The organism is Pelomonas sp. KK5, from assembly GCF_001984095.1.
Lineage (GTDB): Bacteria > Pseudomonadota > Gammaproteobacteria > Burkholderiales > Burkholderiaceae_C > KK5.
The window spans coordinates 1-14,302 of the sequence record NZ_LYVQ01000001.1; the positions used below are offsets into that span (position 1 = coordinate 1).

The 14,302-nt window shown below is 69.5% G+C and carries 11 protein-coding genes; 4 read left to right on the top strand and 7 right to left on the bottom strand.

Annotated features, from left to right (window positions below; translation table 11 throughout):
* The 3 genes from B0W88_RS00005 to B0W88_RS00015 all read right to left on the bottom strand — a co-directional run.
* Nucleotides 1-2,264 (bottom strand): hypothetical protein (locus B0W88_RS00005; RefSeq protein WP_144006511.1); only part of this gene is annotated, 2,264 nt, incomplete at its 3' end.
* A complete protein-coding gene (locus B0W88_RS00010) occupies nt 2,261-4,126 on the bottom strand; it encodes an autotransporter assembly complex family protein (RefSeq protein WP_077032587.1) in 1,866 nt (621 codons plus the stop codon). The genes B0W88_RS00005 and B0W88_RS00010, both read right to left, overlap by 4 nt.
* Entirely contained in the window at nt 4,123-5,307 is a 1,185-nt protein-coding gene (locus tag B0W88_RS00015) for a VWA domain-containing protein (RefSeq protein ID WP_077032588.1), read from the bottom strand. The genes B0W88_RS00010 and B0W88_RS00015 overlap by 4 nt, the downstream gene beginning before the upstream one ends.
* A 111-nt stretch (nt 5,308-5,418) precedes the next feature.
* Here B0W88_RS00015 and B0W88_RS00020 point away from each other — a divergent pair, with 111 nt between their 5' ends.
* Nucleotides 5,419-6,711 (top strand): EAL domain-containing protein, encoded by a 1,293-nt coding sequence (locus B0W88_RS00020; RefSeq protein WP_077032649.1) that lies wholly within the window; start codon nt 5,419-5,421, stop codon nt 6,709-6,711.
* A 145-nt stretch (nt 6,712-6,856) separates the two neighbouring features.
* Here B0W88_RS00020 and B0W88_RS00025 read toward each other — a convergent pair whose 3' ends face one another.
* The 4 genes from B0W88_RS00025 to B0W88_RS00040 are packed head-to-tail and all read right to left on the bottom strand — an operon-like array spanning nt 6,857 to nt 10,548.
* Nucleotides 6,857-8,869: a S9 family peptidase gene (locus B0W88_RS00025; RefSeq protein WP_077032589.1), complete on the bottom strand. Its 2,013-nt coding sequence runs from the start codon at nt 8,867-8,869 to the stop codon at nt 6,857-6,859.
* Nucleotides 8,866-9,456, bottom strand: coding sequence for a GNAT family N-acetyltransferase (locus tag B0W88_RS00030; protein WP_077032590.1), 591 nt, complete (start codon nt 9,454-9,456; stop codon nt 8,866-8,868). Before B0W88_RS00030 ends, B0W88_RS00025 begins: the two co-directional genes overlap by 4 nt.
* A 7-nt stretch (nt 9,457-9,463) precedes the next feature.
* A complete protein-coding gene (locus tag B0W88_RS00035) occupies nt 9,464-9,694 on the bottom strand; it encodes a hypothetical protein (protein ID WP_077032591.1) in 231 nt (76 codons plus the stop codon).
* Nucleotides 9,694-10,548: a MoxR family ATPase gene (locus B0W88_RS00040; protein WP_077032592.1), complete on the bottom strand. Its 855-nt coding sequence runs from the start codon at nt 10,546-10,548 to the stop codon at nt 9,694-9,696. Before B0W88_RS00040 ends, B0W88_RS00035 begins: the two co-directional genes overlap by 1 nt.
* Nucleotides 10,549-10,684: 136 nt before the next feature.
* Between B0W88_RS00040 and B0W88_RS00045 the strand changes: the two genes are divergently transcribed.
* The 3 genes from B0W88_RS00045 (at nt 10,685) to B0W88_RS00055 (ending at nt 14,290) form a co-directional block, all read left to right on the top strand.
* A complete protein-coding gene (locus B0W88_RS00045) occupies nt 10,685-11,335 on the top strand; it encodes a cytochrome c (RefSeq protein ID WP_077032593.1) in 651 nt (216 codons plus the stop codon).
* 151 nt (nt 11,336-11,486) lie between these two features.
* A complete protein-coding gene (locus B0W88_RS00050) occupies nt 11,487-12,707 on the top strand; it encodes an HD-GYP domain-containing protein (RefSeq protein ID WP_077032594.1) in 1,221 nt (406 codons plus the stop codon).
* The gene (locus tag B0W88_RS00055; protein WP_077032595.1) at nt 12,704-14,290 is read left to right on the top strand and encodes an ABC transporter substrate-binding protein; all 1,587 of its coding nucleotides are present in this window, start codon (nt 12,704-12,706) and stop codon (nt 14,288-14,290) included. The genes B0W88_RS00050 and B0W88_RS00055 overlap by 4 nt, the downstream gene beginning before the upstream one ends.
* Nucleotides 14,291-14,302 lie beyond the last annotated feature (12 nt).

The window sequence follows — 14,302 nt, forward strand, 5'->3', positions numbered from 1 at the left end:
GTCTTGGACTTGAGTTCGAGCTGTGCGATCTTGGCCTGCCAGTCGAGCGGCTTGCCGTCCTGCAGCGCCAGAAGCGGGGAGCCGCTGAGGACGCCGTCGAGATTCAGCGTCAGGTCCGCCACCGGGCCGCGTGAGGGCTGGGCCTGGGCGGCGAACTTGAGCTTGTGGCTGGCCCAGCTGCCTTGCAGGTCGACGCTGGCCTGCTTGAGCTCCTGGCCGGCGCTGCCCAGGCGCTCGACCTGCAGGTTGAGCGCCAGTGCGCTGTCCGGCTTGCTGCCGAAGGACCAGCGCAGGCGGGCTTCCTTCAGCGTGGTGACGGTGGGTGCGGTGACGCGCAGGTCCTGCAGCTTGAAGACGCCGTCACCAGCCGGCAGCCACCGGCCGTCCGCAGTCTTCTGCACCTGCAGGCCGGCCTTGCCTTCGGCCGCGCCGGCGGCGATGCGGGCGCCGGTGAGCAGCTCGATCAGCGCAGCGGCGTCCGCCAGCTTCGGCGCCTGCAATTCGAGCTGAGTGCTCAGCTGCGGCAGCGTGCCCAGCTGGGTGATGGCCAGCAGATGGTTCTCGCCGGCATCGAGCTGGGCGCTCAGGCTGGCGTCGGCCTTGCCGGCGGCGTTGTACTCGAGCTTGCCGCCGATGGGCAGGCCCATCAGTTTGCTCGGCAGCAGCTGCAGGCTGGCTTGGCCGCGCGGCATCGGGCCGCTGGCGGCGTCGCGCTGCAAGGTCAGGCTGCCCTCGGCATTGAGCGCGGTCGCTCCCTTGCGCCAGGCGGAGCCGGGTGCGCCGGCGACGAACAGGCGCGGGTCGAAGTCCTTCAGCGCGGTCTTCGCCTCGGCGCGCCAGCCGGCATCTTCCAGCTGGGCCTGGCCCGACAGCACCAGCTTCGAGCTGCCCGACTCGACGCGTGCCTGCTCGATGCGCAGGTGGCGGCCTTCCAGGCGCGCGGCGGCATCGATCGCCAGCGGCGGCGCGGCAGGAATCTTGCCGCTCAGCTTGGCCGTCAGCGTCAGCGGCGCGGCCAGGTCGGTGGCGCCGGCCAGGTCCACGCGGCCGCTCAGCAGCATCGGCGCGGCGCGCTGGTCCAGCGCCTCGGGTCGCACGCCGTCGAGCCTGGCCGTTAGTGTCCAGCGCTGGTCCGGCTGCAGCGTGCCTTCGCCGGTGATGCGGCCGGCCGGTGCCTTGGCGCTGCCGAGTTGCGCATCCAGGGCTTCGAGGCGCAGGCTGCGCGGCTGGTCCGGCCGGGCCTGCAGGGCGAGAGACAGCTTCTGCACCGGCAGGCGTTGCTGGTCCCAGCGGCCAGCGGCGGCGTTGCTGAACTGCAGCTGCACCTTGGCGGGCTCGCTCCAGCCTTGAGAGTCGAGGCGCACGTCGCCGCTCAGCGCGGTTTTCGGCAGGTCCTTCATCAGCGCGGACAGGTCCAGCGCCGCCACCTGCGCGCTGAAGCCGGCCAGCGGCCACTTGGCGAAGGCCTGCAGCCGCGCCTGCGCCTGCAGCGCCTGGCCGGCCGCCTCGGACTTCGCCTGGATCTGCAGGTCCGCCAGCGGGCCGGTGATCGTGAGGCCGCCGCGCCAGTCGGGCAGCGAGGGATCGACCTGGCCGGGCTGGAGCACCAGCGCTGCTTCCACATTCATCTTGCCGCCGGTGGCGATGCGGGCCTGGCCGGCCAGGCGCAGCTGCTCCCACTGCAGCGCGTCGATCTTCACGCGGTGCTGCGCGCCTTCGTCGCCGCTCAGGTCCACGCTGCCGCGCAGGCCGGTGAAGGGGCGGCCGGGCAGGGCGGAGAGCTGCAGCGTGCCGAGGTCCAGCGCGGCGACCTTCAGGCCCAGCGGCACGGCCAGGCTGGTCGGGGCCTTGACGGGCGAGCTGTCCTTCGATGGTGCCAGCGCCACGTCGACGGTGTCCGCATGCAGCCGCTCCATCGCGATGCGGCCCCACAGCTGCGGGGACTGCGACCAGGCGACGGTCAGGCCCTGCCACTGCAGGCCGTCGATCGTGATGCGGCCGCCGTCGCCGGGCAGCGTCAGCAGCACACGGCGCGCCGCGAAGTCGCCCAGCAGCGGGCCGCGCGGCGCTTCCACCTGTAGGCCCGGCAGCTGGCGCAGCAGCCAGGCGCTGCCCTTCTCGTTCTTCAGCAGCCAGGTGGTGCCGATGGCCAGCACGGCGAGGGCGCTCAGCGGCAGGACGGTGAGCGCCAGCGCAAGGCGCCAGCGACGGCGGCGCGAGGGCTTCGGCGCTTCATTCGGCGCTGTCTGCGGCTCCGTCGTCATAACGCAATACCTACGCTGAAGTGCAGCCGCCAGCGCTTCGCCTCGATGCCCCGCGCGATGTCGATCCGCAGCGGCCCGACCGGGCTGCGCCAGTGCACGCCGAAGCCGGCGCCCCAGACCGGCTTGTAGTGGCCCCAGTCGGGCGCCGCATTGCCGCCGTCGACGAAGACCACACCCCACAGGTCCGGCATGTTCTTCAGGAAGGGGTGACCCACTTCCACGCTGCCGGTGCCCACGACCCGCCCGCCGACGACCACGCCGTTGGTCTGCGGCCCCAGGCTCTGGTAGGCATAGCCGCGCACGGAATCGTCGCCGCCGGCCTTGAACAGCAGCTTGTCCGGGATGCCCACCGAGTTGGCGGCCAGCACCTGGCCCAGCTCCAGCCGCACATTGCCGAACCAGTCGCGCGAGAGCCGCTTGTAGCCATAGCCCTTGAACCAGACCTTGCCGAAGAAGCCGCTGTCGCTGATCGAGTTGTCGGCGCGGCCGGCGCCCAGCAGCAGCTGGCCGGCATGGCCGTTCGTCGGCAGCAGCAGGCTGTCCAGGCGACGGCGGGTCCACTGCACATTGGCCGAGAGCGCGCTGCCGGTGACGTAGTAAGGGTCGCCGTTGGCGTCGGCCTGGCGCTCGCGCGAGCGCAGCCATTCGGCATAGACCAGGCGGTCGTCGTCGCGGGTCTCGCGCAGGCGGCCGATGCGGGCGCTGAGGTTGGTGGTGTCCTGGTCGGCCGAGGTGTCGTGCTCCAGCTGCAGGGAGGCCAGGTTGCGCGACATATTGGCCTGCGGGTGCGAGCTCACCTCGAACTCGCCGGACTTCAGGTCGCGGCCCAGCACCAGCTTGGACCGAGCGCGCAGCGGCAGGCCGAAGGGCACGCGGTTCAGGTATTCCAGCGTGACCCGCTGGCCGGTGTTGGCGTCGTAGCCGATGCCGGTGGTGGCCTGCTGGCGGGCGGCCTCGCGCACCCGCACGATCACCGGCGTGCCGGCCGCGGCCTCGGGCTTGCCGGCCTCGGGCTGGATGTCCACGCTGACGGTGTCGAAGAGCTGGGTCTTCAGGAGCCGCTCCTGGAACTCCTGCAGCCGCTGCTCGCTGTAGGGCTCGCCGGGCTGGAAGCCGGCCAGGCGGCGGATGGTGGCCTCGTCCTGGTACTTCAGGCCCTCGATCGTCAGGCTGCCGAGGTGGTAGAGCGGCCCGCTGTCCAGCGCCAGCGCCAGCGACACGCGGTTCTCGTCGGCCTCGACCTTCGCCTCGGTCTTCGTCCATTCCGCCAGCGGGTAGCCCGCCGCGCGGATGCGCACCAGCAGCGCGCTCTTGGCCGAGGACCAGGCGGACTGGCTGAAGGGCTCGTTGCGGTCCAGCGCCCAGGCGCGGTGGAGCTGGCGCTGGGTGGCGGCATCGGCAGCGGCGAGCTCGCCGCTGAAGTCCAGCGCCACTTCGGTGACCCGCGCCTGCGGCCCGGGCTCGACCTCGACGACGATGCGCTCGGCCACCGCGGCGGTGGCCGGCGTGCGCTCCAGCTTGATATGGGCGTTGAAGTAGCCGGCCGTCTCCAGCAGCGTGCGGGCCTGGTTGGGCGTGGCGCCGGCCAGGCGGTCCAGCTCCACGCGGCTCAGGCGGTCGGCCTCGTCGGTGCGCTGGAAGCGCGACAGGTCCAGGTGCTCCATCAGCAGCGTGCGCAACGCGGCGGGCGCCTTCACCTCCAGCGTGTAGGCGGCCACCATGCGCGGCGCCGAGGCGGCGGCCTCGACCGGGCCGACCGGCTTCTCGGCCTTGGCGTCCGAGGCGCCGCTGAAATAACTCGTTACGCTCGCGCACCCACCCAGGGCCAGGAGCACCAGCAGGACGCCGGCGCGGCGGATCATTTACTCAGCAGCCGCATCGCGCCTTCCAGCCCGGCGATGGACAGCGGGAACATCCGCTGGTGCATCAGCTGCTGGACGATCGCGATGCTCTGCCGGTACTGCCAGACGCCCTGCGGCTCGGGGTTGATCCAGGCGTACTTGGGGAAGGCGTGGGTGAGCCGCTGCAGCCATTCGGCGCCGGGCTCCTCGTTGTTGTATTCCACGCTGCCGCCGGCCTGCAGGATCTCGTAGGGGCTCATCGTCGCGTCGCCGACGAAGATCAGCTTGTAGTCCTTGTTGTACTTGCGGATCACGTCCCAGGTGGCGTGCTTCTCGGCGAAGCGGCGGCGGTTGTTCTTCCACACATAGTCGTAGACGCAGTTGTGGAAGTAGTAGAACTCCAGGTGCTTGAACTCGGTCTTGGCGGCGGAGAAGAGTTCCTCGACGCGGTGGATGTGCTCGTCCATCGTGCCGCCGACGTCCATCAGCAGCAGCACCTTCACCTTGTTGTGCCGCTCGGGGATCATGCGGATGTCCAGCATGCCGGCGTTGGCGGCGGTCTTGTGGATGGTGTCGTCCAGGTCGAGTTCGAGATCCGAGCCTTCACGCGCGAAGCGGCGCAGCCGGCGCAGCGCGACCTTGATGTTGCGCGTGCCCAGCTCGAGGTTGTCGTCGTAGTCCTTGTAGGCGCGCTGCTCCCAGACCTTCACCGCGCTCTTGTTGCCGCCCTTGCCGCCGATGCGGATGCCCTGGGGGTTGTAGCCGCTGTTGCCGAAGGGGCTGGTGCCGCCGGTGCCGATCCACTTGCTGCCGCCCTCGTGCTTCTCCTTCTGCTCCTCGAAGCGCTTCTTCAGCGTCTCCATCAGCTCGTCCCAGCCCATCTTCTCGATGGCCGCCTTCTGCTCCGGCGTCAGCTCCAGCTCCAGCGTCTTCTGCAGCCATTCGAGCGGGACTTCCTGGGTGAAGTCGGTGAGCATCTCCACGCCCTTGAAGTAGGCGGCGAAGGCGCGGTCGAACTTGTCGTAGTGGGCCTCGTCCTTCACCAGCGTGGCGCGGGACAGGTAGTAGAAATCGTCGACCGTCGGCACGCTGCCTTCGTCGCCGATCACGCCCGCGCGCAGCCCTTCGAGCAGGGTCAGGAACTCCTTGACGGAGACCGGCAGCTTGGCCGCGCGCAGCGTGTAGAAGAACTGGATCAGCATGGGTGGCTCCTGCAGGGATTATGCAAGGCTCGGCAGCCTCCTAGGCTTTGCCAGGAGACTGGCCTTGTCACAGAAGGAATAGCATTGGCGGACGACAAGAATTCCAAGCCCATGACACCCGAAACCGAAGCGGCCACCGCGCCCTTGCAGCAGTACCTGAGCCGTCGGGAGGACGGACGCTGGCAGGCCGACTACCAGGGCCTGCGGCTCGAGTCGCACTTCCAGCCGATCTGGAGCTTCCCACACCGGCGCACCGTCGGCCATGAGGCGCTGCTGCGCGTCGCCGACGGCGAGGGCCAGGCCCGGCCGCCGATGAGCTTCTTCGACCGCCTGGCCGGCTTCGAGGAGAAGGTGCTGGCCGACCGGCTCACGCGGCTGCTGCACCTGCATAACTTCACGGCTCAGCGCAATGACGCCGGCGAGGAGGGCTGGCTCTTCCTCAACATCCACCCGGCCGTGTTCGTCCATGCCGCGGGCCGGCAGGAGACGCTGCGGGCCTCGGTCGAAGTGCTGGACCGCCTGGGCATGCCGGCGCACCGGACCGTGCTGGAAGTGACCGAGGACGTGATCGCCCACGACGCCGAGTTCGAGGCCGCGGTGGCGAATGCGCGCGAGACCGGCTGCCTGCTGGCGCTGGACGACTTCGGCGCCGGTCACTCGAACTTCGACCGGGTCTGGCGCATCCAGCCCGAGATCGTCAAGCTCGACCGCAGCCTGCTGCGCCGCGCGGCCGACTCGCCGCGCATCGCCCGCGTGATGACGCAGATGGTCTCGCTGCTGCACGAGTGCGGGGCGCTGGTGCTGCTGGAAGGGGTGGAGACGCACGACGAGGCGCTGATCGCGCTGGACGCCGACGTGGACCTGGCGCAGGGATTCGCCTTCGGTCGGCCGGCGCCGGCGCTGGTCACCGGCGAGGCCGCCCACTCGGCCGAGATCGAGCAGGCCTGGGAGCGGCTGGACGAGCGCCATGCCGAGGGCCGCGCCGCCCATGCGCAACGGATGACCCCCTTCAGCGTGGCGCTGAAGAAGGCCCTGCCGGGCCTGCGCCAGAACCAGCCCTTGCACCAGGCCTGCGCCGCGCTGCTGGCCCTGCCCGGCGTGCAACTGGCCTACCTGCTGGACGAGCACGGCATCGACTGCTGCGCGCCGGTGGCCCCGGCCTACCGCAACCCCGGCCTGCAGGACCGCCGCTTCGCCCCGCTGGAACAGGCCGGCCATGCCCGCTGGGCCCGCCGGCCCTACTTCCGCCGCGCGGTGGCGGAACTGGGCCAGGTGCAGGTGACGCGGCCCTATCTGAGCCTCAAGGGCGCGCGCATGTGCGTGACGATGTCGATGGCCTTCTGGTCGCAGGGGAAGATGCAGGTGATCTGCGTGGATCTCGACTGGGCCCCCGGGGATGACTGATGGAGCCCCTCGCCCAGTCCCGCCGCGCTGAACGCGGGCGGGCCTGGTCGGTCCCCCGAGGGGACGACGAGGTTCGCGGCATCGAGCCGCGACCCTCGCCACACGGGCCGGCTTGGGGCGGCCCGGCGCTCGGCCCAAATGCCGCTCAGCCCTTCCGGTCGTAGCGCTTCAGCCAGCCCAGGAACTCGCCGTACCACTGCCGGCTGTTGCGCGGCTTGAGGATCCAGTGGTTCTCGTCCGGGAACCACACCAGCCGCGCCGGCAGGCCCTGCGCCTTCAGCGTGTTGTAGTAGGCCAGGCCCTGCGCGTCGGGTACGCGGTAGTCCTTGGCGCCGTGGATCACCAGCGTCGGCGTGTTGAAGTTCTTGGCGAAGGTGTCGGGGCTCTGCGCAGCGACCTTGGCCGGGTCGTCCCAGTACCAGGCGCCGAGTTCCTTGCTGTGGTAGCTGGCGCAGTCGTCGGCGAACATCGCCTTCCAGTCGAAGCAGCCGGCGTGGCAGACGTAGGCCTGATAACGCCCAGCCTCGACGTGCCCGTTCATCCAGGCCACCATGTAGCCGCCGTAGCTGCCGCCGGTGGCGAAGACGCGCTTCGGGTCGGCCCAGGGCTGCTTCAGCAGCCAGTCGGTGCCGGCCTCCACGTCCTGCAGTTCCAGCTCGCCCCAGCGGTGGGTGATCGAGTCGAGGAAGGCATGGCCGAAGCTGGACGAGCCGTGGTAGTTCACGCAGGCCACCACATAGCCGGCGGCGGCGAAGGCCTGGTGGTTCCAGCGCCAGTGCCAGCTGTCGCCGAAGGCGGTGTGCGGGCCGCCGTGGATCAGGTGCAGCAGCGGGTAGGCCTTCTTCTTTTTCGGATCGAAGCCGGGCGGGTGGATCAGCCACATCTGCACCGCATCGCCCTGGGCGCCGGTGATGCTCACTTCCTCATGGGTGCCGAAGCGGTGGCGGGCCAGCAGATCGGCGTTGAGGCCACCGTCGATGCGCTGCGGGCCGTCGCTCGTCTGCACCGACAGGCGCGGCGGGAACTGCACGCTGTCGTGGTTGACCACCAGCGTGCCGGCGGCCAGCGCGAAGCTGCCGGCATGGCCGCCCTCGAACACGACCGTGGGCTTCAGCGTGGCCAGCTCGAAGCGCCAGACATGGCGGCGGCCGCGGTCCTCGGCGGCGAAGAGCAGGGCGCCATCGTCCTCGTCCCATTCGAGCGGGGCGGCGACTTCATGGTCCCAGTCGGCCGACATCACCGCCCAGCGGCCGTGCGTGTCGAGCACCGCGAGCTGCGTGGGCATCGTGTGCTTGAGCCCCTGGTGGCTGGCGAGGAAGGCCAGGTGGTGGCCGCCGTGGCTGTAGCGCGGGGCGGTGAAGTCCCAGTCCTTGTCGGCCAGCAGCACGCTGACCTCGCGGCTGGCCACCTCGATCTCGCACAGCGTGTGGACGTTGCCTAACTTCTTCTCGGCGCTGGGGTCGAAGGCGAAGGCGATGCGCTTGCCGTCCGGCGAGATGTCGAAGCAGTGGCTGTCGGGCTCGGCGCGGGTCAGCTCGTGGATCGAGCCCTCGAACAGGTCGCGCACCTTGCCGGTCGCGACGTCCACGACATGCAGGTGCGGCACCCGCTCCATCGGCAGGTTGCGGTCCCAGAAGCGGTAGATCGTCTCCTCGGTGACGTAGCCGGTCTCCTTGCGCTCCTTGGTGAAGGCCTTGTGCGCCTTCTCCTGCGCGGCCGTGCCCTTCAGGCCGGGCCGCACCCAGGAGACGAAGGCGATGCGCTTGCCGTCGGGGAACCACTTGAAGGCCTCGATGCCGGTGGCCACCTGCGCCACGCGCCGCGCCTCCCCGCCGTCCGGCGCGATCACGTAGAGCTGCGCCTCCTCGTCCTTGACACCCTCCTGCTCGCGCCGGGCCAGGAAGGCGATCAGCTCGCCACGCGGGCTCCACTGCGGCTCGCTGTCCTTGTCGCCGGCGGCGGTGAGGCGGCGCGGCTCGCCCCCTAACGTCGAAAACAGATGGAGGCTGGACGCGCCCTTGTCCGTCTCCATCGAATAGCGGGTGATGCTGGCAACGGCCTGGGCGCCGTCAGGCGAGAGGCTGGGGGCGCCGATGCGGGCGAGTTCCCAGAGGGCGTTGACGTCGAAGGGCGTGTGCTTGTTGCTGTCTTTGCTCATCGGGGCTTGACCAGTTGCCACTGCAGGTGCGAACGCACGGTGGGCCATTCACTGGCCGTGATGCTGTAGACGGCCGTATCGCGCAGCGTGCCGTCCGGGCCGCGCTGGTGCGCGCGCAGCACGCCGTCCAGCTGCGCACCGAGTCGCTCGATCGCCCGCCGGCTCTGCGTGTTCAGCCGATGGGTGCGGAACTCCACGGCGATGCAGTCCAGCGCCTCGAAGGCGTGGGTCAGCAGCAGCAGCTTGCACTGGGTGTTCAGCGGGCCGCGCTGGGCGCCGACGCGGGTCCAGGTGGAGCCGATCTCGACCCGGCGGTGGATGCGGTCCACGTTCATGTAGGTCGTCATGCCCGCGGTGCGGCCCTCGGCGTCGAAGACGGTGAAGGGCAGCATCGTGCCCTTGGCGTGCAGGCCCAGGCGGCGCTCGATCTCGGTCAGCATGCCCTCGGGCGGCGGCACGGCGGTGTACCAGAGCTTCCACAGCTCGCCGTCGGCGACGGCTTCCTGCAGCCCGGCGAGATGGTCGGGGGAGAGCGGTTCCAGCCGCGCGTGCGGGCCGGCGAGGGTGACGGGGGTCAGGATGTCCATCGTGGGGTCAGATCTTGCCCAGGCGGGTGAACAGCCAGCGGAACACGAAGCGGCCGGCGCCGGTGCCGGCCAGGATCAGCAGCAGGCCGGCGATCTGTGGCGTGTTCCAGTGGCCATCGGCCGAGAAGAAGTCCAGGCCCAGTGCCAGCCCGATCTGCCGGCCGGCCAGGCCGCCGATGACGAAACCCAGCGCATCAGCGGTCGATGCCCACAGCTGCCGCTTGAAATCCACAGCCATCAGCGATTGTTCCTCTGCATGAACACCAGCTTCTCGAACAGGGTCAGGTCCTGCTCGTTCTTCAGCAGCGCGCCGACCATCGGCGGCACGCTGACCTTGTCGTCCTTGCTCGCCACCGCGGCGGCCTCGATGTCCTCGGCCACCAGCAGGCGCAGCCAGTCCAGCAGCTCGGAGGTGGAGGGCTTCTTCTTCAGGCCCGGGAGGTTGCGCACGTCGAAGAAGGTGCGCATCGCCGCGGAGAGCAGCTCGCTCTTGATGTCGGGGAAGTGCACGTCGACGATGCGCTGCATCGTGGCCGGGTCGGGGAACTTGATGTAGTGGAAGAAGCAGCGGCGCAGGAAGGCGTCGGGCAGCTCCTTTTCGTTGTTGGAGGTGATCACCACCAGCGGCCGGTGCTTGGCCTTCACCAGCGTTCGCGTCTCGTAGACGTAGAACTCCATCCGGTCGATCTCGCGCAGCAGGTCGTTCGGGAACTCGATGTCGGCCTTGTCGATCTCGTCGATCAGCAGCACCACCGGCTCGTCGGCGGTGAAGGCCTGCCAGAGCACGCCCTTGACGATGTAGTTCTCGATGTTGCGGACCTTCTCCGCGCCCTCGATGCCGCTGAGCTGGCTGTCGCGCAGCCGGCTCACCGCGTCGTACTCGTACAGGCCCTGCTGCGCCTTGGTGGTGGACTTGATGTGCCACTGCAGCAGCGGCATGCCCAGGGCCTTGGCCACTTCCTCGGCCAGCATGGTCTTGCCGGTGCCGGGCTCGCCCTTGATCAGCAGGGGCCGCTGCAGCGTGGCGGCGGCGTTGACGGCCAGCATCAGGTCCGGGGTGGCGACGTACTGGTCCGAGCCTTGGAATTTCATGGTGCGCGTGGGAGGCAGAGAGTGACGGGCCAGTATACGGATCGGGGTCCTGTCAAGCCGGGTTCGCTAGAGGCGTGGCGGCTGCGGGGCCCGGTGCATAATGCCGTCGCCTTAGAAGACTGATACCCCGGGGACTATGAACAGACTGCTGCAGATCTCGCTCGCCGTGGCCACCGTGCTGGGCGCCGCCATTCCCGCCGCCCAGGCCCAGAATGCCGAAGCCGGCTCGAAGAAGGTCGCCATGTGCTTCGGCTGCCACGGCATCATCGGCTACCAGGCCAGCTTCCCGGAGATCCACAAGGTACCGATGCTGGAAGGCCAGAACGCCAAGTACATCGCCGCCGCGCTGGGCGCCTACGCCAAGGGCGAGCGCAAGCACCCGACGATGAACGGCATTGCCAAGTCGCTCAGCGAGCAGGACATCGCCGACATTTCGGCCTTCTACGCCGAGCGCGCCAAGGCCCCGGCCGTGCCCGCCGAGGCGCCTGCCGCCAAGGCCGACGTGGCCAAGCTGCTGGAGAAGGGCGCCTGCTTCAGCTGCCACGGCAAGAACTTCAGCACGCCGCTGACCGGCGCCGAGCCCAAGCTGGCCGGCCAGCATGCCGACTACCTCTACGTCGCGCTGAAGTCCTACCAGACCGAGGGCAACCCGATGGTCGGCCGCGGCAATGCGGTGATGGCGGCCCAGGTCAAGCAGTTCAAGCTCGAGGAACTCAAGGAGATCGCCGCCTACCTCGGCTCGCTGCCCAGCGAACTGCGCACCACGCCGGAAAGCCGCTTCCGCTGAGCGTGCGCTGAATCTCAGGGTTAGCACCGAAGCCGCAATCGCACATCCGCTCCGATTTGCGCTGAACTGTTGAAACCCCGCGACGAGCCGCCCCTTCCGGGCGGCTTTTTCGTTCATTTGCCGATGCCTGCAACGGCATACTGGCGCCGCGATGCTGAAGATGATCCGGACCTCACAGGCACGACTGGGCATGTATGTCCAGTCGTTCGAGGGCTCGTGGCTGGCGCATCCCTTCTGGAAGACCAAGTTCCTGCTCAGCGACCCGGCCGACCTGAAGGCGCTGCAGGGCAGCGGGCTGGACGGCATCTGGATCGACATCAGCAAGGGCGCCGACGTGGAAGCCGCGGCTCCGGCGCCGGCCGCCGCTGTGGCCGCCGCGGCACCCCGGCCCGCGCGCAGCGCCGCCGGCCCGCGCTCGCTCGAGCCCCGCGCCCTGTCCGACGAACTGCGCCATGCCACCGACGTGATGAACCGCTCGGTCGACACCGTCAACTCGATCTTCGGCGAGGCCCGCATGGGCCGCGCGGTCGACACCGAGCAGTGCCTGCCGGTGGTGGACGAGGTGGTCGGCTCGGTGGCGCGCAACCGCTCGGCGCTGCTGAGCCTGGTGCGGCTCAAGACCAAGGACAACTACACCTACATGCACTCGGTGGCCGTGTGCACGCTGATGGTGGCGCTGGCCCGCCAGATGGGCATGGCCGAGGACGCGGTGCGCGAGGCCGGCATCGGCGGCCTGCTGCACGACGTGGGCAAGATGCTGGTGCCGGTGGAGGTGCTGAACAAGCCCGGCGCGCTCAGCGACGCCGAGTTCGACCTGGTGCGCCTGCACCCGCAGCGCGGCCACGATGCGCTGGTGGAAGGCGGCAATGCGCCGGCCGCCGCGCTGGAGGTGTGCCTGCGCCACCACGAGAAGATGGACGGCAGCGGCTATCCCGGCCGCCTGGCCGGCGATCAGATCAGCCTGCTGGCGCGCATGGGCGCCGTCTGCGACGTCTACGACGCGATCACCTCGACCCGGCCCTACAAGAGCGCCTGGGATCCGGCCGGCTCCATCCACCGCATGGCGCAGTGGAAGGGCCACTTCGACCCGGCCGTGTTCCAGGCCTTCGTCAAGAGCGTGGGCATCTACCCGGTGGGCACGCTGGTGAAGCTGCAGTCGCAGCGCCTGGCGGTGGTGGTGGACCAGAACCAGGCCAGCCTGGTGACGCCGCTGGTGCGGGTGTTCTTCTCGGCGCGCTCGCGCCAGCCTGTGCCTGTGGAACTGGTGGACCTGTCCCGCCCGGACATGGCCGATCGCATCCTCGGCCGCGAGAACCCGCGCGATTGGGGCTTCACCGACCTGGACCGCTTCTGGCGGTCTCCCAATCTGTGAGGCGCCTGGCCGGCCTCCTGCTGCTGTCCTTCGCCTGCATCACCGCACAGGGTCAGGTCTTGCGCTGGGCCGCCCAGGGCGATCCGCAGACCATGGACCCGCACTCGCAGAACGAGAGCCTGACCAATGCGGTGAACGGCCAGATCTACGAGAAGCTGACCCGCCGCGACCGGCAGCTGAACGTCGTGCCCGGCCTGGCCACCGAATGGACCCAGGTCTCCCCGCTGCTGTGGCGCTTCAAGCTGCGGCCCGGCGTGAAGTTCCACGACGGCACGCCCTTCACTGCCGACGACGTGGTCTTCTCGGTCAAGCGCGCGCAGGGGCCGACCTCCCAGGTCAGTCCCTACGCCAACGCGCTGGGTACGCCGCGCAAGGTCGACGAGCTGACGGTGGAGTTCCAGCTGGAGCGCTTCACGCCGATCTTCCTGCAGCAGCTGGACACGGTGCACATGATGAGCCGGCGCTGGTGCGAGGCCCACGGCGCCACCCGCGCGCTGGACTACACCAGCAAGGAGGAGACCTACGCTGCCCTGCATGCCAACGGCACCGGGCCCTACATGCTGGTGAGCCGCGCGCCGGACATCAAGACCGTGCTGAAACGCAATCCGGCATGGTGGAACAGGTTCGAGGGCAACGTCCAGGAGGTCGTGTTCACGCCGATCGCCAACGACGCGACCCGGCTCGCGGCGCTGGTCTCCGGCGAGATCGATTTCGTCCTCGACCCGTCGCCGCGCGACGTGCCGCGCCTGCGCGCCACGCCGGGCGTCCAGGTGATCGAGGGGCCGGAGAACCGCCTGGTCTTCATCGGCCTGGACCAGGGGCGCGACAAGTTGCTCTATGGCAAGGTTCCCGGCGACCGAAATCCCTTCAAGGACCTGCGCGTGCGCCGCGCGATGTACCAGGCCATCGACATCGAGGCGCTGCGGAGCAAGGTGATGAACGGCCTCGCCGTACCCACCGGCGGCCTGACGCCCACGATCGCCGGTGCCTTCGGCGACGCCACGCTGGAGACGCGCCTGCCCTACGACATCGCCGCCGCCCGCCGCCAGATGGCCGAGGCCGGCTACGCCGAGGGCTTCGAGGTCACGCTGGACTGCCCCAACAACCGCTACATCAACGACGAGGCGATCTGCAAGGCGCTCGCGGCGATGTGGGCGCAGCTGAAGATCAAGGTGCGGGTGTCGGCGCTGCCGCGGGCGCTGTACTTCCCCAAGGTCGAGAAGATGGACACCAGCCTCTACATGTTCGGCTGGGGCGGCAACATCACCGACCCCGAGGTGATCCTCACGCCGGTGTTCCGCAACCGCGGCGAGCGCGGCGTCGGCTACTACAACTACGGCAACGTGCGCAACGACGCCTTCGACGCGCTGGCCGCCCGCTCCAGCGTCGAGCAGGATCCGGCGAAGCGGGCCGAGCTGGTCAAGGCGGCGCTGGCCGAGTACCGGCAGCAGGTCAACGTGATCCCGCTGCACCGGCAGATGATTCCCTGGGCGGTGCGCCGCGGCGTGTCGGTGGTGCACCGGGCGGACAACTGGCTGGAGACCTCCTGGGTCGTCATCGGCGCCGGGACTGCGGGGAAATAACGCGTTATTCGG

Coding starts and splice junctions, on each gene's coding strand:
- B0W88_RS00010 (WP_077032587.1), bottom strand. CDS start 4,126: ATGATCCGCCGCGCCGGCGTCCTGCTGGTGCTCCTGGCCCTGGGTGGG.
- B0W88_RS00015 (WP_077032588.1), bottom strand. CDS start 5,307: ATGCTGATCCAGTTCTTCTACACGCTGCGCGCGGCCAAGCTGCCGGTC.
- B0W88_RS00020 (WP_077032649.1), top strand. CDS start 5,419: ATGACACCCGAAACCGAAGCGGCCACCGCGCCCTTGCAGCAGTACCTG.
- B0W88_RS00025 (WP_077032589.1), bottom strand. CDS start 8,869: ATGAGCAAAGACAGCAACAAGCACACGCCCTTCGACGTCAACGCCCTC.
- B0W88_RS00030 (WP_077032590.1), bottom strand. CDS start 9,456: ATGGACATCCTGACCCCCGTCACCCTCGCCGGCCCGCACGCGCGGCTG.
- B0W88_RS00035 (WP_077032591.1), bottom strand. CDS start 9,694: ATGGCTGTGGATTTCAAGCGGCAGCTGTGGGCATCGACCGCTGATGCG.
- B0W88_RS00040 (WP_077032592.1), bottom strand. CDS start 10,548: ATGAAATTCCAAGGCTCGGACCAGTACGTCGCCACCCCGGACCTGATG.
- B0W88_RS00045 (WP_077032593.1), top strand. CDS start 10,685: ATGAACAGACTGCTGCAGATCTCGCTCGCCGTGGCCACCGTGCTGGGC.
- B0W88_RS00050 (WP_077032594.1), top strand. CDS start 11,487: ATGCTGAAGATGATCCGGACCTCACAGGCACGACTGGGCATGTATGTC.